This window comes from Lyngbya sp. CCY1209 (assembly GCF_035615495.1).
Classification (GTDB): Bacteria; Cyanobacteriota; Cyanobacteriia; order Cyanobacteriales; family Microcoleaceae; genus Limnospira.
In genome coordinates this window covers 1-26,640 of sequence record NZ_JAJENU010000600.1, presented here as the reverse complement: position 1 = coordinate 26,640, position 26,640 = coordinate 1, and the positions used below count along the sequence as shown (strand labels likewise).

Here is a 26,640-nt window from a genome sequence, read left to right as displayed (position 1 = left end):
ACGCCCCGCGATCGCGCCGAACCGCCGGGGATGTCGGCCACGTTCAGGGGGTAGGCCTTGCCCATGCGGTTGAGGATGACCATCTGCTCGGCGGTGGTCGTCCGGTAGGTGGCGACGGGGAAATCCTCCCCGGTTTCGACGGTGATATCTTCTGACATCCGCGATCGCGACTCGGCCGTTTTGGGGGGCACCCGCCGCACGTACCCCCGATAAGATACCTCGACGACGGTATCTTCTTCGGGGAGTTGGGGGCGCAGAATCGGGGCTTTTTTGGGTGGGTCGCTGGTGGCGGTACCGCCTCCCGACGGCTCGGCGGCCGGTTCCGGCGTAGAGGAAATAATCCGGGTGCGGCGGGCGTCGCCGTAGCGCTTTTTGAGCGATCGCAGCTCTTTTTTCAAGGATTTAAGCAGTTCCGACCGGTCCTCCAACAGCCGGTGCAGCCCAGCGATCTCCGCCGTCAGCTCGTCGAATTCGTCCTGCAACTTCTGCCGTTCCAACCCCGTCAGCCGCCGCATCGGCATCGCCAAAATCGCGTCCGCCTGCTGTTCGTCGAGGTCCAGGCGGGTTTGCAGGGAGACTTTCGCCGTGCTCCCGTCCGGGGCGTTCCGCAAAATCGCGATCGCCTCGTCCAAATTCGACAGGGCCTTGAGCAACCCCGCCACCAGATGGATGCGGCGATCGGCTACCCCCAACTCGTGGGTGTAGCGCCGCACCAGGGTGCGCTCCCGAAATTGCAAAAATTCTTGCAGGATCTGCCGCAGGCTCAATTGTCGGGGCTGGTTGTTCACCAAAGCCAGGAAAATCGCCCCGAATTTCGACATCAGATCCGTGTGTTGGTAGAGGTGGTGTAAAACCACTTCCGGGGTGGCCTCCCGCTTCAGCTCGATCACCACCCGCATCCCCTCCCGGGAGCTCTCGTCGCGGATGTCGGAAATTCCCTCCAGACGCCCGGTATTGACCAAACCCGCCACCTTTTCGATCCAGCCCGCTTTGTTGACTTGGAAGGGCAGTTCCGTCACCACGATCGCGGTTTTCGTCCGCCGCCGGCCGGCCGTGGGCACCTGTTCGATGCGGGCGACCCCCCGCATGACGATGCTGCCCCGGCCGTGGGTGTAGGCGTCGGCGATGCCCTCCGTGGCGACGATTTCCCCCCCGGTGGGGAAGTCCGGGCCGGGGATCAGTTGCAGCAATTTTTTGTCCGGGAGATCGGGGCGATCGATTAAAGCGATCAACCCGTCCACCACTTCCCCCAAATTATGGGGCGGGACGTTGGTGGCCATGCCCACGGCGATGCCGGAGGAGCCGTTGAGGAGGAGGAAGGGCACTTGGGCGGGGAGAACCGTGGGTTCCTGCTGGGAGTTGTCGAAGTTGCTGGCAAAATCGACGGTGGCCTCCCCCACCTGGGTCAATAGGCCCTCGTTGCCGATCACGGCCAGCCGAGTTTCCGTGTACCGCATGGCGGCGGGGGGGTCGTTGTCCACGGAACCGAAGTTGCCGTGCCCGGCCAGGAGGGGATAGCGGCTGGAGAAGTCCTGCACCAGGCGGACCAGGGCGTCGTAAACCGACTGGTCGCCGTGGGGGTGGTATTTGCCCAGGACGTCCCCCACGACGCGGGCGCACTTCCGGTAGGGGCGATCGGGGGTCAGTCCTAGTTCGTGCATGGCGTAGAGGATGCGGCGGTGGACGGGTTTGAGTCCGTCCCGGACGTCCGGCAACGCCCGCCCCACGATCACACTCATGGCGTATTCGAGGTACGACTGCTGCATTTCGGTGTGGAGCGACGTGGGGATCACTTCCCCGGAGAGGAGGTTTAACTGTCTGGCCATGAGGAAAGATCGGTGTGAGTATCTATAGCGGGGAACAGGGAACGGAAAAAACAAATGTTGACCGTCTGGATGTGAGTGTTGGTCTTTGTCCTGACCGTTCGGGCAACTGCCACGAGAATTGACCGAGGTTTAAAAACGCTGGAGTTGAAGCCGTCGCGGACTTGTTGTTTTTTACGTCATACCATTTTAATTGCAGACCGGGCAACACCACTCAACCCCGGTTTTTGCCGTCGTCGGGCGACGGGTCGAAGTCCGAGACGAGTCGAATCTGTGGGGTTTGTACCCTGACGGCTCTCGGTCTCAATGGCAATGTCGGACATCTCTCGCTACACTGTTTGGAGTTGTGCCCGGGTTGGGGGTGCGATCGCCAGACCGCCACCTCGGCCGGAGATTAATTGCTCCCGGGGAGGGGAGTCGGCCGAGCGGCTTCGGGAAAAACCCGATCGGAGATTCCTTGCAGTTTTGTAGGGAGAAGCCATTTATTCTAAGATCGAGCAAAACCCAAAGTGCTGTCAACTGCTCCCCCCCAGAATGGGTTTCGAGCGGGTCAGAGTCGCAACCGTCCCCGTCCATTTGACTTCGGAGATTTCGGAGGTTGTTTTCGTTCCGATTGACACTCCCCGCCCCTTCCGGGCGGGGCTTGAAATCCCGGTTTTGGGTCATAATGAAAAGCGGGGCTTTTTGCGCGCCCGACTTTTTCAATCCAGGTCGTGCTAAGATTGCACATCGTTACTGGAGAGTTTGTCCAGCGGAGATTTAGATGAAGACCGTTCTGATTGTAGAAGACGATCCGGTTAACGCCCGCGTTTTTGCCAAAATCTTGAGCAAGCGGGGGGGGTTGGCTGTCCAACACACGGAAGATGTGGATAAAGTCATAGAGATGGCCCGCACCAAAGAGGCCGACCTGATCTTGATGGACGTGTCCCTGGCCCGCAGTGTCTACGACGGCAAGGCGGTGGACGGCATCAAAATTACCCAATTGCTCAAGGGCGACCCGGAGACGGCGAACTTGCCGATCATCCTGGTGACGGCCCACGCGATGGCCGGCGATCGCGAAGATTTTTTGGCCGAAAGCGGTGCGGACGACTACATTTCCAAACCGGTGATCGACCACCAAGAATTTGTGGAAAAAATCAAGTCGCTGTTGCCGAAAGAATGACGAGAAGCGACCGATGCCCCATTGCGCCGGCGATTGTCCGTAGCATCTCGATCGCCTCCGGTTTTCCCTCTCCCACCGCTAAGGCATCCCCGGGGCGGGTTGGTCTTCGAGGGCGGTGATGGTCTCTCGCATCTGCGGCGTCGAGAGAAAGGCCTGGGTATCCCGGATCAGCCGGTCGCCCCACAGGTTTTCCCGTAAAAATTCCACGTCGGCGTAACGGATGTCCAGTTGCAGGGCCGTCTGTCCGAGTTCCAGCGCCTTTTCCGCCTCGCCTCGGCGGTGGAGGGCGACGGCGATCGCCAGCATAGGTTCGGCCGCGGCTTCGTCGATGGCGATCGCTTCTCGCCAGCGGCGGACGGCCGACTCGGTTTCTCCGAGTTCGTACTCCACCAGCCCGATATTGTTGATCGCCGGCCAGAGGCTCTTTTCCTGTTCGTAGGCTTTCTCGTAGCGGGCGATCGCCTCGTCGAACTGTTCCAGCCGGAAATAGGCGTTACCGAGGTCGAACAGGGCGCCGGGCACGTCGGGTTGGAGTTGCAACCCCTTTTCGATTTCATCGACGGATTTCTGATACTCCCCGCGGCGAAAATAGGCTTCCCCCAGCACGAAGAGAATCCCCGGATTGTCGGGCTCCAGGGCGCGGGCCTTTTGCAGGGCTTCGATGCCCTCCTCCACCCGCTCCGTCTGGACGTAGAGGCTGCCCAGCAGCGCCCAGGTCTGATAGTTGTCCGGGGCCAGTTGGGTGGCCAGTTCCGCCCGGGGAAGGGCGAGTTGATATTGCTGGAACCGCGTCAGTTGGGCGGCTTCCTCGATCAGTCCCAGTCCCGTCTGTTCGAGTTGCTCCGATTCGAGTTTCAGGGTGTAGGGCAACAGAGCTTGGGCGGCCGCGGGCCGGACGGAACCCGCCAGACCGAGGGCGACGGAAAGCGCCAGCAGGGGAATGCGGTCGAGTCCGGTCAAAGGTGAAAATTTCGAGATCCAAATCATGATTAACAATTGTAAGCGATCGCGGAATGGGGAATGGGGAATGGGGAATGGGAAGCGGAACCTCCCGAGTTCCTGCGTTTCCGGGTCTTTGGAACCCATCCCGATCTCGGCGATCGGGTGAACCCTGACCAGAATTGTAGTCCAAGCCCAATTTTTGGGAGTCGGGGGAGAATGAATTGATAATTATCAATGGTCAATTATCAATTATCAATTGTTCAGGGGCAGCAAAATTTCAAATTCCGTCCCCACGCCGAGTTGCGATCGCAGCTCGAATTGGCCCCCGTGTTTGGCGGTGACGATCTCGTAGCTGAGTCCCAAACTGGTTTCTTTGTCGGCGCGGCGGCGGGTGGAAAAGGAGTCCAATATTTTTTGCCGCTCTCGGGGGGACATTCCGGGGCCATTGTCGGCAATTTGGATCGACACCCACCGCCGTCCGGGACTCGACGGGTCGGGGGTGCTCCCGTCGCCCAGACAGACTTTGACGGTGATGTCGATCCGGGGCCGCTCGCCGCGGTCCTCCGGGGAGGCTGGCCCGAACTCGTCCACCCAATCCCGTCGGACGGCGCGATCGATCAGGGCGTCGATGGCGTTGGTGAGGATATTCATGAACACCTGATTGAGTTGTCCGATGTAGCAGGAGACGGGCGGCACCGGGCTGTAGTGGCGGGCGATGGCGATGCCGGAAATGCGGCTTTTGAGCAGCAACAAGATGCCGTCCAAACACCCCTGCAAGTCGGCCGGTTTCGGGTGTACGTCGTCGATGTGGCAAAAATTCTGCAAACCCGTCGCCAGCCGGTTCAGCCGTTCGGCACCGCCGTGGATGCTTTTGGTGAGGCGGGGCAGATCCTCCCGCAGAAAGTCCAGCTCGATTTCCTCCCTCCGCGATCGCACCTCGGCCGGCATTTCCGGGACGTACCGTTCGTAAGCCGACAGCAGCCCCATCAGATCGTCGGCGTATTGAGTCAGGTGGGTCAAATTGCCCCAGATGAACCCCACCGGGTCGAGAATCTCGTGGGCCACCCCGTCCACCAGCCGCCCCAAGCTGGCCATCTTTTCGCTCTGGATCATCTGCACCTGGGTGCGTTCGTAGCGGACTTGGGTTTCGATCCCCCGGATCTGCCAGTGGGCGATGTTCAGGTCGTCGATACTGAGGATGGAATAGGGGATGGGGTCGGTTTCCCCGTGTTTGACGACGACGGGTTCGGCCAGCAATTCGGGCGGCCGGCGGAAGGCTTGGCGAGCCGCCTCCAATAGGGTGAGGCGATCGGGCAAAATCAGCGTCGGCACCCCGGCGTAACTGTGGCAGACCCCCACGGACTCCGCCTGCAGCAGTTCCCACCCCCGCGGCCGGATTGGCAATTCCAACAGTTGCCGCCGCGAGAGCAACCCCGACAGGCGGGGCGGTCGAGAGCCGTCGTCCCAGAGCAGAACCCCCGGCAGCAGGGGGTTCTGCCGAAATTCTCGAATCACTTCCCCGGCGCGACAGTGGGAACGGACGCCGAAGTGATAGCTCGGCAAATCTCCCAGAGTGGCTTCCAAATCCAAATCTGGGCGATTTCCTTCTAGGAGTCGGGGGGGGGATAAATGGGTCGTCAATTCATCTGACACGGGACAAAATTGGGCGCAGCTCGGGTCTGCCGTCGCGAGCTCTGGGTTTCACGGCAAAACGGGGATGATTCCTCGGTGTGGCGAATCGCACCACCTGCGTTTAATATATCAGTTTTCGGGGGTGTCCGGTTCTCCGACGCCGAGCCAAAATCCGTCTGGGGCGACGGTGCGATCGCATTCGAGAGGGGACAGGTTGATGCCTTTAGCCCGAAACAGGTTGCATCCGACGAATGTTGCCCCCTCGAGGCGGGCGCGTTCCAAATTGGCCCTTTGGAGATCGACATTTCGCAAGTGAACCGATCGCAAATCGGCGTTGTACAAGTCGGCCCCCTGCAAGTTGATGTCGCACAGGGTGGCCCCCCGCAAATTGCCGGAGCGCAGGTTGGCTCGGGACAGGTTGCTAGTCCGGAGGGTGGCATCGGCGAGATTGCTGTGGTAGAGTTGGATGTCGCCGAACTCGACCTCGAGGATCTGGGTTTTTTGGAGGTTCGCGTAGCTGAGGTTGGCGTAGGGCATATGGAGTTGGACCAGGTGGGAGCCCTCTAAGTCGATGTCTTCCAAGTTGGCTTCAAATAAATTGGCCCTGTTGAGGGCGATCGCCCCAAAGTTACGCCTTCCTTCCGCATATTGAGACAATAACTCCTTCGCACTTAATTCCTGCATCTCGCTCTTTGAGCCGTAAACGTGCCATCCCATACCGCAGGGGAGTCCGGGTATTTTGGCTGAATTCTGATTGACAATTTACCGCCTCGTAACAAAAGTTTAAGTTGTGTTAATCTTTTTTTAGGGTTTGGGGCGATCGCCGAAAATCGACCCATTTTCGATGGGATCTCGCCGTTCCCATCCCATCAGTCAAACCGATGAGAGTATTCAAGGAATCAAATAGCCGGTGGTTTTGTAGATGTAGTCTTGGACCCGCTGATAGGCGCCGGGGTTGCCGTGGGGATTGATGACAATTTGCTCCCGGGCGTTGGGCAGCCAAAACAGAATCCGCTGGGTGGCATCGCAGCTAAAGGCTTGGATGCGGCTCAAGTCGATGATATATTCGTTGCGATCGTAATTGATTCTGACCCAAGAGCCGGCGGCGGGGGTGCCCGCCGTTTGCTGTTTGATATAGTCGAGGATAATTTGATAGGCTTCCGGGTTGGTTTTGGGATGGATGATGATGGGCTGGTTGCCATCTTTCAACCAAAACGTCAGGCGATGATTCGGCCCGGCACAGAACGCACCGATGCCGGCTAGGTCGATTATATAGGTCTCCCTTTCGTAAAGCAGTTTGATCCAGTGCGCCACGAGATCACCTCAACCCGCGAGTCCTTCGATAGCAATTTTCAATCTCATCAGGTCCATTTTGAATCAGGGTGTCGGGTGTCGGGAATTTTAGTAGGGGCGCAAGGCACGGCGCCCCGAGCCTGAGATTGAATTGCCTTCAATTCCCAACTCCCCATTCCCGATTCCCCCGATCAGGGTGTCGGGAAGAATTGATAATTGTCAATTGTCGATTGTCGATTGTCAACGATCGATTAATCCTCCTTGCCCTCGGACATTCAATTTTAGACCTCACCCGACGGAGAAATGGGATGTCATTGATGAAAACTGTCAGAAAATGTGGCATTGGGAATGACAGAAAGAACGGGGGGCACTCCGGGCCGACGACCATCGATTCGACGCCCGGACTGCCATTCCATCTAGGGGGCGTCGGCTGACGCATTCAGCACCGCACTCAACTTGCCGTCCGGGTCGCCTTTGTTTTCATCTCCTCCGGCGCCGTTCCGCGAGAGTTCCGAACCGCAAGCTGCCTCGACGAAGCCCCGGAATAGGGGGTGAGGGGCGTTGGGTCGGGACTGAAACTCGGGGTGGAACTGGGTGGCGATGAAAAACGGGTGTCCGGGAAGTTCGATGATCTCCACCAGGCGACCGTCGGGGGAGGAGCCACTGATAACATAACCGGTTTCCAGGAACAGCGTCCGGTAGGCGTTGTTAAATTCGTACCGGTGGCGGTGGCGTTCGTAGACTACCTCTCGATCGTACAGCTTGGCGGTGAGGGTATCCGGTTGCAGGCGGCAGGGATAGAGTCCCAACCGCATGGTGCCGCCGAGATCGACGACATCTTGCTGTTCCGGCAACAGGTTGATCACCGGGTTGGGGGTGTCGGGGTCGAATTCGGCGCTGTCGGCCCCCGGGAGTCCGGCGCGGTATCGCGCCCATTCGATGATCGAACATTGCATCCCCAGACACAGACCCAAAAAGGGGATTCGATGTTCTCGGGCGTGGTGGATGGCGGCGATTTTGCCGTCGATGCCCCGCACCCCGAAGCCGCCGGGGACGATGATGCCGTGGACGCCTTCGAGGCCGGCTTCGACGTCGGCGGTTTGCAGGTCTTCGGAGTTGACCCAGCGCAGGTTCAGTTCCGCCCCGAGGGCGATCGCGGCGTGGCGGAGGGCTTCGACGACGGACAGGTAGGCATCGCTCAACTGGATGTATTTGCCGACGATCGCGATTTCGATATTCTGGCGCGGCAGGGGGGAAATGTCGGTGCCCCGGCGGTGGTAGAGGCGATCGACGAGGGTTTGCCACGCGCTGAGATCCGGTTGCCGCTGTTCGAGTTGCAGCAGTTCCAGGGTTTGCTGGGCGAGTCCCTCCCGTTCCAAAATCAGCGGCACTTCGTAGATGCTATCCGCGTCTTGGGCGGTGATGACGCTCTCCACTTCCACATCGCAGAATTCCGAGACTTTTTCTTTGAGGCCGGGGGGCAAGGGGCGATCGCACCGGCACACGAGGATATCGGGCTGGATGCCGATGGACCGCAGTTCCTTGACGGAGTGCTGGGTGGGTTTGGTCTTCATCTCCCCGGCGGCGCCGATGAAGGGCATCAGGGTGACGTGGAGGTAGACTACGTTTTTGCGGCCGACGTCCTTGCGGAACTGCCGGATGGCCTCCAAAAAGGGCAGGGACTCGATGTCCCCCACGGTGCCACCCACTTCGGTGATCACCACGTCGGAGTTGGTGTTTTGGGCGACCCGGTGGATGCGTTCCTTGCACTCGTTGGTGATGTGGGGGATCACCTGGACGGTCCCCCCCTGGTAGTCGCCCCGCCGTTCTTTGTTGATCACGGCCTGGTAGATGGAACCGGCGGTGACGCTGTTGAGGCGGGACATGGAGGTGTCGGTAAATCGTTCGTAGTGTCCGAGGTCGAGGTCGGTTTCGGCCCCGTCCTGGGTGACGAAGACTTCCCCGTGCTGAAACGGGCTCATGGTGCCGGGATCGACGTTGATGTAGGGGTCCAATTTGAGGATCGATACGGAATAGTCCCGGGATTTCAACAGGCGCCCCAAACTCGCCGCGACAATTCCCTTGCCGATGCTGGAGACAACACCACCGGTAATAAAAACAAACTTGGTCATAAAAATGTGATCCAACGCTAACCCTGCCTTTGGGAACTGTACTCATTGTGCCACAATCCTATCCGGGGGTTTGGAGGACTACCCAAAAACGCCCGAAAGCAAATATTGACGGGCGATCGGCGCTTCCAATTCGGGGAAAATGTGATTCGCATCGCTCCCAATTTTCGCCCATTCTCCGACGAATTTCCTCCGGAAACAATCCATCGGTGAAGTTCGGATCGGATCGTCATTGCCAAATTTCTCGCACCCATTTTTTCGGTTCCCCGACATTCCTCCGAAGCCGGCCCTGATTTTCGTTCAGTTGTCGCAAATTTTGGGGACGAAAAAAACGATTTTTCGAGTCCGCACTGACATTTTTGATGGGTGGATTTTGGGCGGAGGATTATCAACCTGATCATTCAACTCGAACCGATGCTTTTCAAATTCCGTCCGGCTCTCGAACCGTCGGAATGATCCCTCTGACAACACGACTCCCATACACCATCGCCGATTGAAATGGCAATCGATCGCACTTCTGCACGAGACTGTGGCTTTTCAGTTACCCAAAATCATGATACCGCAGATCGACTCGATCGGCTTCGGGGTGAAACCACCGGACCGGGCAATTTCTCGCGGACTGTTCGGGAAGTGCCCGCCGCTGGGGCTTCCGCAGTGCGGAATCCGCTGCCGTGGCGGATGTCCGGGAAGGAGATGCGGGGGACTCCGGGCCGGTCGTCCGGGGTCGGTTGTCGGACGTTCAATTGTCGCCGGCGACCCCCCGCCGGCAATGCCGGGGGAAAAATCGCCCTCGGCGAGATTCTCTCATTCTCGACCCCCACGAACGACACGTTCAAAAAGATTGCTCTCCCGTTCCGGAATCCGCTCAAAATACCGTGAAGAGAGGACAAGATTAGGTCATTTTGTTTTAACTTCTCAGCGGTCAATTTTCCCTGGAAGTTGACAACCCATCTCATCCGGTTGATTCGATTCAATTGGGTGAGATTTTTATGGGAGGCAATCGGTGGGATGCAATAGGCAATAGGAGGCAATAGGCAATAGGCAATCGGTGGGAGGTGGGAGGTGGGAGGTGGGAGGTAGGGAAGGGGGGATGGGGGGAAATTGGAAACCTCCGCGATCGGGAACATTTTGAGGTACAATTCATTCGGTCTCTAATAGAAACTCCCATCGCTTCGATTTCCCGGTGACTCTCTTGTAAACGCATCCGATTCTATTTTATCATCTACAACAATGAAATTCAAAGCATTTACCCCGATCGCACTTTTATTCTTATTCCTTATCCCCTCAAAATCGACGGCGGAGGCGAGTTGGGGTTCGCCCCCGGCGATCGCCCAAAGTTTACAAAATGAAAGCCGACCGATGAGCCAAACCCCAAGCGATTCCCCCGCCGGACTTTACGTCCAATCCGAAGCTGAAACCCAACTGGCGTTTCCCCTCAAACGGACGAGCGTAAACGCCCAAGTGTCGGGGAACGTGTCGCGGGTGGCGGTGACTCAAATCTTTGAAAATCCCTTCGATGAACCCTTAGAAGCCATTTATATTTTCCCCCTCCCCGACGAAGCGGCTGTTGACGAAATGGAAATCAAAATCGGCGATCGCATTATCAAAGCCGATATCAAAAAGCGGGAAGAGGCGAGGGAAATTTACGAACGGGCGAGGGAACAGGGACAGACGGCAGGTTTACTCGAACAAGAAAGAGCGAATATTTTCACTCAATCTTTGGCAAATATTAGACCCGGAGAAACTATCGAAGTCACCATCCGCTACAGCGATCGCCTGCAATTCGACGGGGGGGATTACGAGTTCGTATTTCCCACGGTCGTCGGCCCTCGCTACATTCCCGGAAACCCGTTGAATGGACAACGCGGAACCGATCGCGTTCCCGACGCATCCCGCATCAATCCGCCGGTTCTCCCCCCCGAAATTCCCTCCGAACATAAAATCGAAATTGCGGTGGAAATTGAAGCCGGCGTTCCCGTCCGAGATGTGCGATCGCCCTCCCACGATATCGTCACCGAAAATCGGGGAGATGCCGTCCGAGTCACCCTCGCGGAAAGCGATCGCGTACCCGACAAAGACCTGATCCTCCGCTATCGAATTGCGGGGGAAAATACCCAAGCCACCGTCCTCAGCCAAGCCGATGCTCGGGGCGGACATTTCGCCGTTTATTTGATTCCGGCGTTGGACTATCCCGAACGGGCGATCGTCCCGAAAGACGTGGTATTTTTGATGGATACGTCCGGTTCCCAACAGGGGGAACCGCTGGTCAAATCCAAAGAATTGATGCGCCGATTTATCCGGGGTTTGCACGCCGACGATACCTTCACAATTATCGATTTTTCCGATACCGCGACCAGCCTCTCTCCGACCCCGTTAAACAATACCGAAGCCAACCGAAAACGGGCGATCGCCTACATCGACACCCTCGAAGCCAACGGCGGCACGCAACTGTTGAACGGGATTCAAGCCGTGACAGATTTTCCCCCGCCACCACCCGGACGGCTGCGGAGTATCGTCTTAGTTACGGACGGTTATATCGGGAATGAAACGGAAGTTTTGGCGGCGGTTCAGGGCAATTTAAAACCGGGAAATCGCCTCTACAGTTTCGGGGTGGGAAGTTCCGTCAATCGGTTTTTATTGGATCGTCTGGCGGAGGTGGGACGGGGCACGGTTCGCGTCGTCCGCCAAGACGAACCCATCGAGGCGGCGACCGAGGAATTTTTGAATGAAATTAACAATCCCATTCTCACCAATATCGAAGTCAGTTGGGAGGGGGACGGAACCCCAGTGGAACTGTATCCAAACATGGCGCCGGATCTGTTTTCGGGTCAGCCGCTGGTGTTGTACGGACGCAAATCCGATCGCCGGGGGGGACGGATCAAAATTGTCGGAATTGCCGCGGGGGGCGATCGCTACGAAAAGATAATTCCGGTTAATTTTATTTCCGATGCAGGCAATACCGCGATCGCCAGTTTGTGGGGCCGCGCCAAAATCAAAGATCTGATGAATCAAATGTTCGCCGTTGAGACAAAATCCGGGGTGGAAACGGTCACGGAAACGGCCTTAAATTACCGTTTACTGTCTCAATATACCGCCTTTATCGCCGTCAGCGAAGAGGTGCGAGTCGATCCGGAAGGACGGCGTTACACCGTCGAAGTGCCGGTGGAAATTCCCGAAGGAGTCAGCTACGATGGAATTTTCGGAGCTCCCCAAAATAATCAGTTCAGTACGACAACCCGTTTACAAGGTTCAACTAATTTTACCGGCGCAGATCGTCTGCGTACCCGTTTACAAAGTGGCGGAACCCGAGGAAATGTACCCGTCGCACCCGCGCCGCCTCCCTCTCCGATTTCACCTTTAGAAGAACCGGAACAAATGGGGTCGATTTTCTCTCGTTTGGAAGTGGTCGCGGTGGAAGGACTCGATCGCCTCCCAACAGCCGAATTGAATCGCTATTTGCAGGGGTTGAGTCTCCCCGAAGACGTGGCGGGAGAACTGGTATTTGACATCTCGGTTAATGATGGAAATGTGGGGCGCGTGATCCTCGACGATCGCGCTTCGACGATGAGTTTGTCGGGGACTCGGGAGGAGTTAATTACCATCGAACGGGTGGCGCGATCGTTGCAAAGTTGGCGGTTCCAAATGTCGGGCGATCGGACCATTCGGTTGACGCTTCGGGTTAAACCGTAAATGGGAGATCCCCCTAAATCCCCCTTAATAAGGGGGACTTTGAAGACATTCTCCCTCCATTCTCCCCCCTTACAAAGGGGGGCTGGGGGGGATATTAGCCACTATCAAATCGGAGAATATCCCTCCATTCTCCCCCCTTACAAAGGGGGGTTGGGGGGGATATTAGCCACTATCAAATCGGAGAATATCCCTCCATTCTCCCCCCTTACAAAGGGGGGCTGGGGGGGATATTCGCCACTATCAAATCGGAGAATATCCCTCCATTCTCCCCCCTTACAAAGGGGGGCTGGGGGGGATGATCTGGGGGGGGATTTTTTCCGCCATAAAATTGGTCACGGCGCGATTGGAAAAGCGCTGGCTTTTACCAATACCGCTTCTCCCGTCCAATATCCCGCCGCCGGTTCCAATTCCTCGAAAGATTTGACATGAATTCCGTCGAGTGGATCGCCGATAGTGAAGGTTTTTTCAACCGGATCGATCGCCAAAAGTGCGATCGCGTGTCCGATTCTTTCGCCCCCGATTAAGGCTTTGACGTGGAGGAGGGCGGGGTGATTTAATATGACCAAATCATTGACTGTTAAATCCCGCCGATATTCCGGCTTCAATCCCAGGCGACGCATCGCCCGCATTTCAGCCAAACCCCCCGTCCCGAAACGGTTCGTTCCGGCGATCGTGGCTGCTTCTTTTTCGGTGGCATCGGGTGCAATTTTCGTCCATTTTGCCAAGGTTGCGATACTGGCGGGGGCACAGGTGTAAGTCGTGGTTTGTAGGACAATTCCATCCATTATCAGGGGTGAGGAAACCGAAACCGGCAGCCAGTAGGACATTAAAAAACACAGGGGTACGGTCATTACAACTATCGTCAAAATGAGCTGTTGCAGCCGTTTCAATTCTGTCCGTCCCCGCCATTCCAGTCCCAGTAATAATCCCACGCCGAACCATCCGATCGCCAACACCAAACTGTCAAAATGTTCCCCCAGATGAAGTAAAATGAACAGGGGAACCCATCCGGTGAGCTCCAGTTTTCCCAAAATCAACCCCAAACCGATCGCGATCGTCACGGGAATCACGATAAAATAAACTGTTTTTTGGTGTTTCTCCAGGGCATTTTCTGCGGTCAGTCCCCGCTTTGCCAAACGGTTTCCCAGCATTATCCCCAAAACCAGGGGAACCAAACAAATTGGAATAATTAATAACATCAAAATTCCTCCTTTTCATTTCGGCGACTGAGGATGTCTGACAAATGATTCATCGTCGATACATCCAGAAAATCCAACGATCGCTATTGATGCCGATCGCAATTGTCGCAGTGACCGCAGCGAAACGATTTCGCCTCTTTTTCAAACCCGAACGCCTCCAACAGAAATTTCCAGCGACAGTCTCGGGTTCCAAAATATTGGTTCATCTGCCGGATGGCGATCGCGTTGGAATCTTCGGAAAAAGAGAGGTTATTTTCGGTTATTTTATAATTGAAGGGATCGATCCAGGTCAGTTTTCTGGCGGCGTGGAGGAGGGAGAGGGCGATCGCACTTTGGGGAAATTGGGCGGACACGGTGTCTAAATTTCCCCGTTTTGGCAGTTTGTTAATTAACCGTTTCGCCTGCTGGGTTTGTTGGCGGAGATTGTCCTGTAAAAACTGCTGACGCTGCTTGTCTTCGGGATATAAAAAACCCGTCGGTTCGCACAGCAAAGTCAGGGCTTCTGCGGGTTTACCATCCCGTCCGCCCCGTCCGATTTCTTGGATATATTCTGATAACAATAACGGCGGTTGGAAGTGGGCGACCCAGCGGACATCGGGTTTATTAATGCCCATCCCGAAGGCGGAGGTACAGACCACAAATGTCAGCTTTCCCCCCAACCAATCCGCTTCAATTCCCCGCCGCTGTTCGGAGTCGAGTCCGGCGTGATACGGGGCGGTTTTGTAGCCCTCTTCTCGCAGCCAATCCGCCAATTCTTCGCTGTCCCTGCGGGTGCGGACGTAAACTAATCCCGCTTTTCCTTTGCGATCGCCGATAAATTTTAGCAGGTGTTTTTGCCGTCCATTTGGAGTCCACACCCGTTGAATTTTGACGTGCAAATTTTTGCGATAGGGACTCAGTAAAAAGGGCTGCGGTTTTTGCAGTTGCAAGACGGTTTGTATCGTCTTTTGGGCGCGGGGATCGGCGGTGGCGGTAAAGGCGGCGATCGCGATTTTGCTGCCGGGGGGTTTGTTCTTTAATAAGGCGGGGCGGACGGCCCCCAAACGGCGGTAAGCGGGGCGAAATGTATCCCCCCACTGTACCAAACAGTGGGCTTCATCTAAGATTAATCCGTTGATGGAAATATCGGGTTTAGAAATAACGTTCCAAACGGGTTTGCTGAGGAGGGTTTCCGGGGACAGATACAACAGTCTGAGGTGATTTTCTTCCAACTGTTTCAGAGTTTGGCGGCGTTTTTGGGGGGAGATTTGGCTGTGGATGAGGGTGGCGGGGAGGTGGCGATCGCGCAGTTCTTGCACTTGGTTTTCCATCAGGGCGACCAAGGGCGAAACCACCAGGGTTAATCCGTTTTTTAATAGGGCGGGGAGTTGGAAACAGATGGATTTTCCGCCCCCCGTAGGCAGGACAATGAGGGCATCTTTTCCTTCCATCAAACTGCGGACAATTTCCCCTTGGGGCGGGCGAAAGTCGTCGTATCCCCAGATCTGTTTGAGGGCGTTCCGGACGTCGGCAATTGCGGCCGACTGGGATTTAGAAATCATGGTCTGTTCTCGGGTTTCAAAAATCGACCGGACGGAGAATGACCCTCGCTCTCGATTCGGGAGCGATCGCCCGAGTTAATCTTCGGTTAATATTCGGTTGCGGTCGAGGGAGAACCATTGCCCCGGCGGGGTTGACAAAGTTATCAAAATATGCAATTAATTTTAAGACTATCATCGATCTCGTCTCCTTGTGCCAGCTATTCTGAATTCTTAATCAAAATTTCCAATTTCTGCAATGTCGCCCACCCGCAAAACCCTAGAACTCGAATCGATCGCCCTGTCCTATTTGGAGTGGAATCCGGACGGCGAACAGTCGCTGTTGCTCCTGCACGGGCTCGCCGATCACGCCTTAGTTTGGACGAGGCTGGCCGAATATCTCGGCGATCGCTATCATATCGTCGCCCCCGATATGCGGGGACACGGCGACAGCGACAAACCCGATCGCGGCTACAGCTTCGAGGATGCGATCGCCGATCTGGAGGGGTTGTTGCGTCATCTCAACTGGTCGAATTGCCACGCTCTGGGGCACTCCTGGACGGGAAAATTGCTTCCCATTTGGGCGACAAAACGGCCGGAACGGTTCCGCAGTCTGATCTTGGTCGATCCGATTTTTATCACCAAAATGCCGGGGGTGTTGAAACTCACCCTTCCCATCGTTTATCGAAAATTAGATTCCCTGAAATGTATGGGTCCCTTTGAGAGTTTTGAAGCGGCCGAAAGTCGGGCAAAAGAACTCAGCCAATTCGCGGGGTGGAGCGAATCCCAACGGCAAGTTTTTCGGGAGGCAGTGGAAGCGAAACCCGATGGAAAATGGGGGTCGAAATTTACCGTCGCGGCCCGAAATGGTGTGTTTGAGGAAGTGATGAAAGTGCCGGGTTTGACGGAGGCGATCGCGATCCCGACCTTGTTGATTCAACCGGAACGGGGGGTCAACCGCACGGATTGGCAATTGAAACCCTATCAAAACTATCTGAAAAATCTGCAAATTCGGCAAGTGCCGGGAAATCACTGGCCGTTTTTGGTGGAACCGGAATCCTTCAACCGCACCGTCGCGGAATTTTTAGACCGGCTCATCCAAACCCCAGTTTCTACTGTTTAAATTACCCGTGAAGAGGCTCGAATATTGAACTTAGAAATGATCGCCCACCGGGGCTTTTCCGCCATCGCCCCCGAGAATACCTTGGTCGCCTTTGAAGCCGCCGTCCGCCGGGGGGCAAACTCCGTCGAATTCGACGTGCAAATTACCGCCGACGGCATCCCCGTCATCTTCCACGACGAAACCCTTGATCGGATCACCGGAACTTCCGGAACCGTCCGGGAAAAAACCCTCGCCGAACTCAAACAACTCGACGCCGGCGCCAGGTTCGCGGAACGCTACGCCGGGGCGACCATCCCCACCTTAGAAGAGACGTTGGCGGGGTTGAAAGACATCGGCGGTCATCTCTATTTCGACCTCAAACCCCACGCCGAATGGTCGGAGGGGGAACTCGAAACCCTGCTGGAGATGGTGGAGGCTGCAAAACTGGGCGATCGCGCCATTCTCACATCTTTTAATGAGGAATTATTGACCCGCTGCCGTCAACGTTCCCCCCAGATTCAGATCGGATATTTCATGTTAACGAACGATGATTTCTCCCGGCAACTCGAAAAAGCGACGGCGGCGGGAAATGCCATCCTCAGCAGCGAGTATCACGTCATTTTAGAGCGTCCCGGCCTAGCCGAAATCAGCCGCTCTCAAGGTGTGGACGTGGTGGTTTGGACGGTGGACGATCGCGACGATTTTCGGCGGTTGGCCGCGGCGGGTATCGGGCGGATCGTTACCAATTCCCTCATCGGTTCTGATATCATTGGAAATTAATCGATAACCAGCTTGGGAGGGCTGATACTATCCCGCGATCGCCGACAACCATCCGCAACGCTTCCGCAGTGCCATCAATTAGCTTGGGTTAAGATGTGGATAATCTATACTGGCTCCACGAACTGCTTCCATCCGATCTGGGAACGGTTGGCGACCGTGCATTTCTACTCGGTAATTTGACCCGACAACGCCATCCGGTACTTCCCGGGTTCGTGATTTCGGCAGCTTCATTTTGGCAGTTTTTGCGGTCGATCGACTGGTCTGATCCGCTGTTCGTGGACCTGCCCGAATCGTTCTTATACTTCGACATCAACAACTCTCGCCAACTCCAAATCATCGCCCAGAGAATCCGATCGCAGATCCTCAACACCCCCCTGCCCCCGGACTGGATCTCCGCCCTCGGCGATGCCGTCGGGGCCTTTCAAACCGCCGCCTGCCTGCTGTCCCCCGAATTGATCGTCCCCCACCTCAAAACCGCCGGGATACTCGAAACCGCCTCCTGTCGGTCCGATGCGGAGTCCGTCGCCTCGGGCGTCAAACGGGCCTGGGCCGAAGTATTTCGAGCCAGAAGTCTGCTGTACTGGCGGACAAAAGGGGTGTCCCTCCCCCAACTCAAACCCACCCTGCTGGTGCAACCCCTCCCCGACGCCATCGCCTCCGGTTCCGCCTGCCGTTCCGGACGCGGTACCCTGCTGGTGCGAGCCAACTGGGGGCTCACCCTCGACCGCACGGCGGGGGAAGCCGAACCCGAACGCCACCAGATCGACGTTGAAACCGGCGACATCCAAGGTCAGACCCGGGGGCGACAGAGTATCGTTTACCGCCTCAAATCTGGCCCCGACGAGGACACGGGGGACGGCCTCCCCCCCGTACCCGGCCACCCCCCCATCGGGGGCAAAATTATCGAGGAAGAACGGCAGAAGCAGTGGATCTTGACCGAATCCCGGCGGTCTGCCTGGATTCCGCCGATGGGGCTGGCGATCGCCGAAATCGGTTCGAGTTGCGGGATCGACTGGGTCGTCGCCGGGACTGCCGACGCTTCCGAACCCCAATGGTTGATTTCCGGCGTCCGCAGTGCGGGGGAAATGGGGGACGTCTCCAACACGTTCCCGCCGCCGTCCGCGGCCGATGGAGCCGCGGCGCCGGACCGCGGCGGTTCCCTGTGGGGATTGGGGGCGGCCAAGGGTCGGGCGGTCGCCTCGGCCTACGTGATCGCGGACACCAACGCCGACCTCGCCACATTTGAATCCGGGTCGATCCTCGTCGTCCCATCCCTGACCCCCCGGTGGCTCCCCCTACTGAAACGGGCTTCCGGCCTGATCGCCGAACAGGGTGGCATGACGGGTCACGGGGCGATCGTCGCCCGGGAATTGGGGATTCCGGCCGTGCTGGGGGTACTCGAAGCCACCCGACGCACGAAGACGGGGCAGGTGCTGCTCCTCGATGGCGATCGCGGGGAGGTGCGGCCCGTCGCCCCGGAAAAGTCCGAAACCGGGGATGTCTCCGCCGCCGACCCGAACGCCGGGAATCCCGGAATCGTCCCCGTCCAATTCCCCACCGCCACCCGGTTGATGGCGAACGTCAGCCAATCCGAGTCCATCGACCGACTGCCGGGACTCCCCATCGACGGGGTGGGGTTGGTGCGATCGGAGTTGTTGGCCCTAGACCTGCTCTCGGGGGGGGCGGACACCTTCGACACCGACGGACTGCCGAACTTCCAACACTGGCTGGAACCGGAAGGGCAAGATCGCTTTGTCCGGGGCATGAAGGCCCCCCTGGGGAAGTTGGCGAGTATTTTGGCCCCCAAACCCATTTTTTATCGCGCCCTCGACCTGCGGGAGTTTTACCACCGGGTGCGCCCGTCCCGAAATGCCGAAGTCCCGGAATTTGTCCGCCTGCAATCTTCCTCGCTGTGCAACTGGCATCGGTCGCCGGAGAATCGCACCTTATTCGATTTGGAATTGGCCGTGCTCTCGGACTTGCAGGAAGCCGGCGCCGGCAACATCAATTTGATCCTGCCCTTCGTGCGGTCGGTGGGGGAATTTTCCACCTACCGCACCTGCGTCGAACGGGCCGGACTGACCCGGAATCCGCAATTTCAACTGTGGATGATGGCGGAAGTGCCCTCCGTGATTTTCCAACTGGCCGACTACGAAAAAGCCGGGGCGCGGGGAATCGCGATCGGCACCAACGACCTGACCCAGTTAATGCTGGGAATCGATCGCGATCGCACCCGACGCGATGGGGAGCTCAACGCCCGCCACCCCGCCCTGCTGGAAGCCCTGCGGCAGTTGATCCAAACGGCCCATACCCTCGGCCTCGGCACGTCCATCTGCGGCGACGCCCCCACCCTCTACCCCGACCTGATCGACGCCCTCATCGAGTGGGGAATCGAATCCATTTCCGTCAGTTTGGATGCCGTCGCCCCCACCCACCTCGCCATCGCCCGGGCCGAACAGCGGTTGATTTTGGCAGCCTCCCGAAAGGGGAAGGGAGTCGGGAGTCGGGAGTCGGGAGTCGGGGAAGAGGAATTAAAGAGGGGAAGAATCTAAAATCTAAAATTCCCCACACCCCACGCCCGCACACCCCACACCCTAATATCTTGAAATGGCCTCCTCCGGCGAGATGTTGCCGTAGACGATCGACATGATGCCGGGGAGGAACTTGTCCATCGTGGTGACGTTCGTGTAAATTAAGTGTTTGACCAGGGCGGGGGTGAGGCGATCGCCTTCCACGTCCAAACTGGTTTTGTAGCGGATTTCGCCGTCGTAGAAATTCAGTTCAAAGTTACCGATGATCGTGCCGTAGTTGACCCGCGTCACGAAGGTAGCGACGTTCTGGCGCTTGTAGTCCGGCACTTTCACGGGGAAGATCGAATAGACGGTAATTTGCTTTTCCTCCTCCCGCGCGATCGCGTAGCAGTCAAATCGGCCGTTTTTTCCTTCAATTCCCAAGGCTAAAACGCGGCGATGTTCGATCTCCTTGTAGACCCAACCATCCTCCGTCAGGAACTCGATTAAAACATCAAACAAAGGCATATTTAAAAAGCGCTCGTCAGTTGAAATGGTTTCTTGCTGATTTGGTTCGGAAACGACCATCGGTTTTTCAATCTCCTGAATCCAATGAATTTGTTTCGGGGACGATCATGCCATCTGGTTCTCCGCTGTCAACCCATTGTAGGACATTTCGTTGGGTTTTTCATCCAGATAAACCATGTTGCAAACTTCGTAGTAAACCGGGACCCACCATCCCACCTGGCTGTAGGTCAATCGATTTATTTTTTCCAGGGAAGGCTCCGCGACTTTCTTCCGAATTCCCCGGAAGCCGACGACGTTTTTATGGATCTCTTTTCCTTCAATTTCAAGCAAACTTTTAATTTCTTCTATCCCCGCCCGTCGGGACACCCAACCGAGGCAGCGATCGACGACCTGACGAATTTCCTCCCGGTCTTTCGACTCGTATTTGACGACCGTTTTGTTTTCCTCGCCACCTTGACTCACCGTCAGGCGGTAACATCCGTCGGGGCTGTATTGCGGATACCACCCCAACTGCAATTCGTACCCGTCCCGAACTGTCACCCAGTCCGTGCCATCGAACTCGATGGGTTTGACCGACAGCAAATTTTCATGAAAAAACTCGCCGTTCGTGATGTAGCCATTTTGAATGTTCGGGTCTACATCCACGAAGGAATTGTGAAGAATTGCCCAACCACTCGGGACATGAAAAGGAACCAGTTGTCCAGACATAAAGTGCGATCGTGCGACTGAGTTTGGGGACCGTGTAAACCGTCGGCAAATTGGCTCGGGCGCTCACCTGAAGGGGAGGCACGAAGCCCCGTCTTTTCAGAGCGGGGTGCTGACAGTTTGAGTGATTTTACGAAATTTCACCCTAATCAATAGCACGTTTTGCCGGGAGTCGCAAGAAAATTTCGGGAGATGCTCGAACCGACATTCCTGCCGATATCGACCGCCCCAGATTGTCGCGCGATCACATCCGGATCGCCCGCTTGGGGACAGATTACTGAAGCGTCGAATTGGGATCTGACCATGAATTACACCGCACTGGCCACCCTGGTTTGGATCATCGGCGGCACCCTCGCCCCCCCGGCGACCCTCTCGGAACCCGCGAGCGACGGGCCGCGGCTCGTGACGGGTTCCCCCGTCCGGGCCACCGTCGATCCCGGCCGCCCCATCGTCGTCCAACTGGCCAACGAAACCGACCGGCTCCTCAACTACGCCCGGGCGAACGAGCCGCCGCGATCGCTCCCCCCGGGGGCGACGGGGCAACTGTTCCTGAAAGTCAATCCTCGGCGGGGGGAAACCGGCAGCATCCTAATCAACACCCCCGCCTCGACGAACCCCCTCACCTACGAGTTTCACGTCGATCGCGACAACGTGCTCAGGGTCAGCATCCGCCCCACCGCCGCCGACGACCCCCACCAAAACCGCGCCATCTTCATCGACGAACGGGGCCGGGTGTACGCCTTTTGAGGCGCGGGGAAATCAATTGATAATTGATAATTGACAATTATCAATTGTTCCCGACTCCCTAATACCGACTCCCGATTCCCTACATCAGCCCGTATTCCGCATCCCGGCGGCGATGCCGTTGATCGTCAGCAGGGCGCCGCGCAGCAGTTCCCCCTTGCTGTAGCGGGAATGGATCACGCCGGGGGTGGCGGCGGTGCCGTGGCGGCGCAGGCGTTGCAGCAGGGACACCTGCAACAGTCCCAGGGGGATGATCGTGCCGTTTCGCAGTTGCACCGATCGCTGCAGGGCCGGGTCATTGTCCAACAAACCCTGCTGTCCGGTGATCTCCAGGACCAGTTTCCGCGTCAGGTTGTACTCCGTGGCGATCTGATCGAACAGGGCCTCGAAGCGATCGCGGTCTTCGGGGTGACTCAATTCCCGGACGTAGTGGTGGGCGATTTCCAAATCCACTTTCGCCAGGGTCATTTCCACCTTCGAGAGGGCGGTGCGGAAAAACGGCCATTTGATATAGAAGTAGCGCAGCAGTTTCAGGTGTTCTTCCGGCTCCTCCTCCACGAACTCCTGCAGGGCCGTCCCCACGCCGTACCAGGAGGGCAGCAAGAAGCGGCTCTGGGTCCAGCTAAACACCCAGGGGATCGCCCGCAGGCCCGAAATATCCTTTTTCTTGTCCCCCTTGCGGCGGGCGGGCCGGGAGCTGATCTGCAGTTGGCTGATTTCCTGGATGGGGGTGATTTGCTCGAAGAACTCCACCAGGTCGGGCTGTTCGTAGATCAGACGTCGGTAACAACTCCGCGATCGCGTCGCCAACTCCTCCATAATTTCATTCCAGGGCTCGATCTCGTCGAATCCGGTGTGCAGGAGGCTGGCCTGGATCACCGCCGTCGCCACGCTCTCCAAATTGTAGAGCGCCAGTTGGGACAGGGAATATTTGGAGGCCAGCACCTCCCCCTGCTCGGTGATCTTGATGCGGCCGTTGATGCTCTTGCCCGGTTGCGCCAAAATCGCCTTGTAGGCCGGACCCCCGCCACGGCCCACGGAACCGCCACGGCCGTGGAAGATGCGGATGCCGACGTGGTAGGACTCGGCCAAACTCTGCAGGGATTTCTGAGCCTTGTGAATTTCCCAGTTGCTGCTCAGGAACCCGGAATCCTTGTTGCTGTCGGAGTACCCCAACATGATCTCCTGCAAAGAGGCGTTGATGTCCTCGCCCACTTCCCGGTATTTTTCGTAGCCACCGGCCAACATCGCCCGGTACAGGGGCAACTCGAACAGATCTTTCATCACCCTCGGCGCCCGCTTCAGGTCATCGACGGTTTCAAACAGCGGCACGACGCTCAAGTTGCCGACGCCCGTGGCCGGGTCGTAGAGTCCGGCTTCCTTGGCCAGCAACAGCACCTCCAGCAGGTCGCTGACGTCGTGGCTCATGCTGATGATGTAGGTCTGGCAAATTTCCGCCCCGAATTCCTGTTGCAGTTCCCGCATCACCCGGAAGGTGTTGATGGTTTCGCAGGTTTTTTCGGAAAAGGGCAGCTCGGCGGGGATCAGGGGGCGGCGGGTTTGCAGTTCCGAACTCAGCCACAGGGCGCGTTCGGACTCGGTGAGGTCGTTGTAGGGTTTGTGCAGCAGTTGCAGGTACTCCACCACCTCGTTGATGGCGTTGCCGTGGACGGAGGACTCCTGGCGCATATCCATGCGAGCCAGATAGAAGCCGTAGATCTCCACCTGGCAGATGAGATTTTCCAGGTCCCGGCAGTGGATGCCGGTGGCTTCCAGGTTGCGCTGGATCAGTTGCAGCTCTTGCAGGAATTCCGTCCCCGAGTGGTAGAGACTGCCGTCCCGATCTTTGGTGACGATGCGCTCCCGCTCCCGCTCGACTTCGTTGCTGTTGGAGAGGCGCTCGTTGCGATCGCGGGTATTTTCCAGGCGCTTCTGGACGTAGGAGAGTTTCAGGCGGTAGGGTTCCTGGCGGTAGCGGATGGCGACTTTGTCGTAGATTTCCGGCAGTTGGATCTGGTCGCGATCGAGGGATTCGAGCAGTTCGGGCAGCACGTCGCTCCAGTGCAGGGACAGGCTCAACAGGCGGCTGAGGTGATCGACGGCTTGGATGTATTTTTCCAGCACCAGGTTGCGCTGGTAGCAGGCGGTTCTCCAGGTGACTTCCGGCGTCACCGAGGGGTTGCCGTCGCGATCGGCCCCCACCCAGGAGCCGAATTTGCAGAAATCGTAGTTGGGGGGCCGCAGGTAGGGGAAGGAGGGGTGCAGCGCCTGCTTGATGCGCTGGTACAGTTGCGGGATGACGTCGAATAGAATTTCTTGGAAATAGTGCAAACTGTATTCCACTTCGTCCAAGACCGTGGGCTTGAACTGGTGCAGCTCGTCGGTGCGCCACCACAGGCGAATTTCTTCCCGCAGTTGTTCTTGCAGTTCGCCGGTCCAGGCGGTGACGAGGGAGGTGGTTTCCGCGTCCTCGTTTCTCAGGCCGCCGTAACTTTCATCGACGCGATCGAATTGCTGTAAAATTTTGGCGATCCGGCGCTGTTTGGTGCGGATCGTGTGGCGCACGATTTCCGTGGGGTGGGCGGTGAACACCAGCCGGATGTCGAGTTGGTCCAGCAGCCGCTGGATCACCTGGGAGGGTACGTTCAACCGCCGCAGCATCGGAAACAGGTGGTGGAAGGTCGCCCGGTCACGGCCGTCCCGACTCGATCCGGCGGGGGCGGAGACGTCCACCGGCGCCTCTTCCGCATCCGAGAAGCGCTGATTCCGGGTTTCAAAAATCGAGCCGCCGGACTTGCCAGGGGCAACCGAGGATTTCCCCTGCTGTTTGAGGTGGGCGTAGGCGAGTTGTTGATCCCGCTGCTCGTAGTGTTGCTCGACGATATTGATCAGTTGAAAATACAGGGCAAATGCCCGGGCCGCCCGGATGGCCGCGTTGATGTCGAGTTGCTCGATAATTTGCCAGACGTTGGCTTTGAGATCGGGGGAGGCCTGCCCCTCCGGCGAGGTCATCGATCGCATTTGCAGCAGCAGATCCACCAATTGCTGTCCGCACTCCTGCCGGAGTACACTTTCCCACAAGTCTTCGACAATTTTGAGGCGATTGCGTAACAAGAGGTCTGAGGCTGTTAACGGAGCATTGGATGAAACGACCGCGCTGGGGACCTGTTCTGAGGATTGGAGCAGTGAACTCATAAGGTCTGTTCCTATTTAGCAAGAATATCCAACTTATTATACTGGTCGGGTAGACACTTCGTAGAATATGGCGGGGGAACTGATGAGAAATCATCGCCAGCCTTCCTTAAATTTGGTGGCGATGTATCTGATGTATCAATCGACCGCGCCGTTTTGTGGTATATTGACTCCAGAGACGATTCTCGGATCTAAATTTTACAATTAAAAACCGCCGAAAATTGGGGGACGGTACGGGGCGTTACACCGGCGGCCGAAGCCCATTTTCTGCCGGCGCAAGGAGGTGGGCGATCGCGTCCCGGCACGGCGAGGGTCGCCGGGGGCCGAAAAACGGCGCTCTCCAGACTTTTTCAGTGCTGGCGTTCCCGTAGCCCGGGGCCGTTCTCCCCCGCTTTGACACCGTAAAAATGACGGCGATCGCGGGGAAAATTTGTCTCCGCTTCCAGTCAACAACTCTCCGAAAAAAAGGGCTTTCCCCGGCAGCGGAACCGCCGATTTTCCGATAGTCAAGTGATGTCAAATTCCGCCCGCCAACCCGAAAATATCCGGGGTGGCGGGAGCGACAGGTCGGGAGAAAGACAATTAATTGTCAATTGTCAATTCTCCCCCACCCCTCAATCCGAGGGTTCCGCATCGGAATCCCCGGGCGGCGTCTGGGGAAAGTGCAGGACGGGGAGGCGATCGCCCCGGAACACCTCCTCGCTGCTCTGGCTCAACCCCAACACCACATCTCGAATCAGGCGGCCCCCGGCCATCGCCCCCACGAAGGGAACCGCGGCCAACCCCAGCAGCCAGTCGGAGGGCAGGGTGGGGGAGGGTTCGGAAGTGTTCGGGGGGGGGGACGGATCGCCCCAAGAAGACGGTGACATCGACAACTTACCTCCATGCAAACGCCGGTGCGGCCCAGCCTCGGAACCCGTCGGGCGAATCGCGGGCCGGACTCGGACTGATCGGGTCTTCAACTCTGCCCTAACTATGCCAAAATATAGTCGAAAGGTGCGATTCGTTCGGGAGAAAATAGGGCTGAAATGCCCGAAATAACCTTCCGGTAAGGCTTTCACCCCCTCGGGTGAATATAAGGGGCGCACCCCTGACCAGCCTTATAACTATCTGTATGTTCCCAAGTTTAATATCGCACGATACTAAATGAGGTGGGAACTCTCAGGGTCAAGGAGAAAGTCGGAGAATCTTAACAATTCTTTAACAATCTTCGAGAGAGGAGGCGATAGCCACCCCCAGTTTTGGGATTCACAAACCCAGGATTGAAGCGGGGAACGGAAGGCGGTGAGGTGGAATCTGCCACCAACACTCTGACCACTGCCAATCATCTATGACTAACCGAAAGGTGAATATCTGTCATGAACCCTCGATAATATTTGGTATCGAAAACAGGTTGATAACGGTGCTGCTCGAATGAGTAAGTGGAAAAGTGGAAGATTCTTTCAGCTATCCACACAGACCCTTAAAAGTACACCGGGGGAAAGGATAAGTCTAAGGATGGAATACCCATACAGATGGAACGAAATAACCCCATACTGGCTCTTGCTCAATGGTCGATTAAGCAAGTAGTGAAGGCAACAAATCCGCAAGTGTAAGCGCAAGCCACATGGGGGTAAGATGTGACCAGAAGCCAACGCCCAGATGTAATGTCTGGGATATGCAGACGGGTCACGGTTCAGACGTAAGATGGAG

General features: G+C 57.1%; 18 protein-coding genes. 6 read left to right on the top strand and 12 right to left on the bottom strand.

Annotated elements, in window-relative coordinates; genetic code table 11:
• Positions 1 to 1,826: DNA topoisomerase (ATP-hydrolyzing) (locus LKE08_RS22430; RefSeq protein ID WP_324706492.1), on the bottom strand; the 1,826-nt coding region annotated here is incomplete at its 3' end.
• A gap of 760 nt (positions 1,827 to 2,586) precedes the next feature.
• Here LKE08_RS22430 and LKE08_RS22425 point away from each other — a divergent pair.
• The gene (locus tag LKE08_RS22425) at positions 2,587 to 2,985 is read left to right on the top strand and encodes a response regulator (protein ID WP_324706491.1); all 399 of its coding nucleotides are present in this window, start codon (positions 2,587 to 2,589) and stop codon (positions 2,983 to 2,985) included.
• 78 nt (positions 2,986 to 3,063) lie between these two features.
• Here the strand turns inward: LKE08_RS22425 and LKE08_RS22420 are convergent, their stop codons facing one another.
• From LKE08_RS22420 to LKE08_RS22400, 5 genes are all read right to left on the bottom strand, one after another.
• The gene (locus tag LKE08_RS22420) at positions 3,064 to 3,972 is read right to left on the bottom strand and encodes a tetratricopeptide repeat protein (protein WP_324706494.1); all 909 of its coding nucleotides are present in this window, start codon (positions 3,970 to 3,972) and stop codon (positions 3,064 to 3,066) included.
• Between the two features lie 207 nt (positions 3,973 to 4,179).
• Positions 4,180 to 5,580 carry a HAMP domain-containing sensor histidine kinase gene (locus tag LKE08_RS22415; protein ID WP_324706490.1) on the bottom strand — a complete coding sequence of 467 codons (1,401 nt, stop codon included), beginning with the start codon at positions 5,578 to 5,580 and terminating at the stop codon, positions 4,180 to 4,182.
• 108 nt (positions 5,581 to 5,688) lie between these two features.
• Entirely contained in the window at positions 5,689 to 6,243 is a 555-nt protein-coding gene (locus LKE08_RS22410; protein WP_324706489.1) for a pentapeptide repeat-containing protein, read from the bottom strand.
• A gap of 207 nt (positions 6,244 to 6,450) precedes the next feature.
• Positions 6,451 to 6,873 carry a hypothetical protein gene (locus tag LKE08_RS22405; RefSeq protein WP_324706488.1) on the bottom strand — a complete coding sequence of 141 codons (423 nt, stop codon included), beginning with the start codon at positions 6,871 to 6,873 and terminating at the stop codon, positions 6,451 to 6,453.
• A gap of 395 nt (positions 6,874 to 7,268) precedes the next feature.
• Positions 7,269 to 8,984 (bottom strand): CTP synthase, encoded by a 1,716-nt coding sequence (locus LKE08_RS22400; protein ID WP_324706487.1) that lies wholly within the window; start codon positions 8,982 to 8,984, stop codon positions 7,269 to 7,271.
• A 1,227-nt stretch (positions 8,985 to 10,211) separates the two neighbouring features.
• On the opposite strand from LKE08_RS22400, the gene LKE08_RS22395 reads away from it, so the two are divergent.
• Entirely contained in the window at positions 10,212 to 12,671 is a 2,460-nt protein-coding gene (locus LKE08_RS22395; RefSeq protein WP_375341458.1) for a VIT domain-containing protein, read from the top strand.
• 332 nt (positions 12,672 to 13,003) lie between these two features.
• Here LKE08_RS22395 and LKE08_RS22390 read toward each other — a convergent pair whose 3' ends face one another.
• Both LKE08_RS22390 and LKE08_RS22385 read right to left on the bottom strand, forming a co-directional pair.
• Positions 13,004 to 13,870, bottom strand: coding sequence for a papain-like cysteine protease family protein (locus tag LKE08_RS22390; protein ID WP_324706486.1), 867 nt, complete (start codon positions 13,868 to 13,870; stop codon positions 13,004 to 13,006).
• Positions 13,871 to 13,953: 83 nt separating this feature from the next.
• Positions 13,954 to 15,411, bottom strand: coding sequence for a RecQ family ATP-dependent DNA helicase (locus LKE08_RS22385; protein ID WP_324706485.1), 1,458 nt, complete (start codon positions 15,409 to 15,411; stop codon positions 13,954 to 13,956).
• A 235-nt stretch (positions 15,412 to 15,646) separates the two neighbouring features.
• On the opposite strand from LKE08_RS22385, the gene LKE08_RS22380 reads away from it, so the two are divergent.
• The 3 genes from LKE08_RS22380 (at position 15,647) to LKE08_RS22370 (ending at position 19,821) form a co-directional block, all read left to right on the top strand.
• The gene (locus tag LKE08_RS22380; RefSeq protein WP_324706484.1) at positions 15,647 to 16,510 is read left to right on the top strand and encodes an alpha/beta hydrolase; all 864 of its coding nucleotides are present in this window, start codon (positions 15,647 to 15,649) and stop codon (positions 16,508 to 16,510) included.
• Between the two features lie 24 nt (positions 16,511 to 16,534).
• Positions 16,535 to 17,269 (top strand): glycerophosphodiester phosphodiesterase family protein, encoded by a 735-nt coding sequence (locus LKE08_RS22375; RefSeq protein WP_324706483.1) that lies wholly within the window; start codon positions 16,535 to 16,537, stop codon positions 17,267 to 17,269.
• 95 nt (positions 17,270 to 17,364) lie between these two features.
• Positions 17,365 to 19,821 carry a putative PEP-binding protein gene (locus LKE08_RS22370; RefSeq protein ID WP_324706482.1) on the top strand — a complete coding sequence of 819 codons (2,457 nt, stop codon included), beginning with the start codon at positions 17,365 to 17,367 and terminating at the stop codon, positions 19,819 to 19,821.
• Positions 19,822 to 19,863: 42 nt separating this feature from the next.
• Here the strand turns inward: LKE08_RS22370 and LKE08_RS22365 are convergent, their stop codons facing one another.
• Both LKE08_RS22365 and LKE08_RS22360 read right to left on the bottom strand, forming a co-directional pair.
• On the bottom strand, positions 19,864 to 20,367 hold the full coding sequence (locus tag LKE08_RS22365) for a YbjN domain-containing protein (RefSeq protein WP_324706481.1): 504 nt from the start codon (positions 20,365 to 20,367) through the stop codon (positions 19,864 to 19,866).
• Between the two features lie 45 nt (positions 20,368 to 20,412).
• On the bottom strand, positions 20,413 to 21,015 hold the full coding sequence (locus LKE08_RS22360; protein WP_324706480.1) for a hypothetical protein: 603 nt from the start codon (positions 21,013 to 21,015) through the stop codon (positions 20,413 to 20,415).
• Between the two features lie 300 nt (positions 21,016 to 21,315).
• On the opposite strand from LKE08_RS22360, the gene LKE08_RS22355 reads away from it, so the two are divergent.
• Entirely contained in the window at positions 21,316 to 21,759 is a 444-nt protein-coding gene (locus LKE08_RS22355) for a hypothetical protein (RefSeq protein ID WP_324706479.1), read from the top strand.
• A gap of 84 nt (positions 21,760 to 21,843) precedes the next feature.
• On the opposite strand, the gene ppc is transcribed toward LKE08_RS22355, so the two are convergent.
• Together ppc and LKE08_RS22345 are read right to left on the bottom strand one after the other, a co-directional pair.
• On the bottom strand, positions 21,844 to 24,951 hold the full coding sequence (gene ppc, locus LKE08_RS22350) for a phosphoenolpyruvate carboxylase (protein WP_324706478.1): 3,108 nt from the start codon (positions 24,949 to 24,951) through the stop codon (positions 21,844 to 21,846).
• A gap of 611 nt (positions 24,952 to 25,562) precedes the next feature.
• The gene (locus LKE08_RS22345; protein WP_324706477.1) at positions 25,563 to 25,817 is read right to left on the bottom strand and encodes a hypothetical protein; all 255 of its coding nucleotides are present in this window, start codon (positions 25,815 to 25,817) and stop codon (positions 25,563 to 25,565) included.
• Between the last annotated feature and the right edge of the window lie 823 nt (positions 25,818 to 26,640).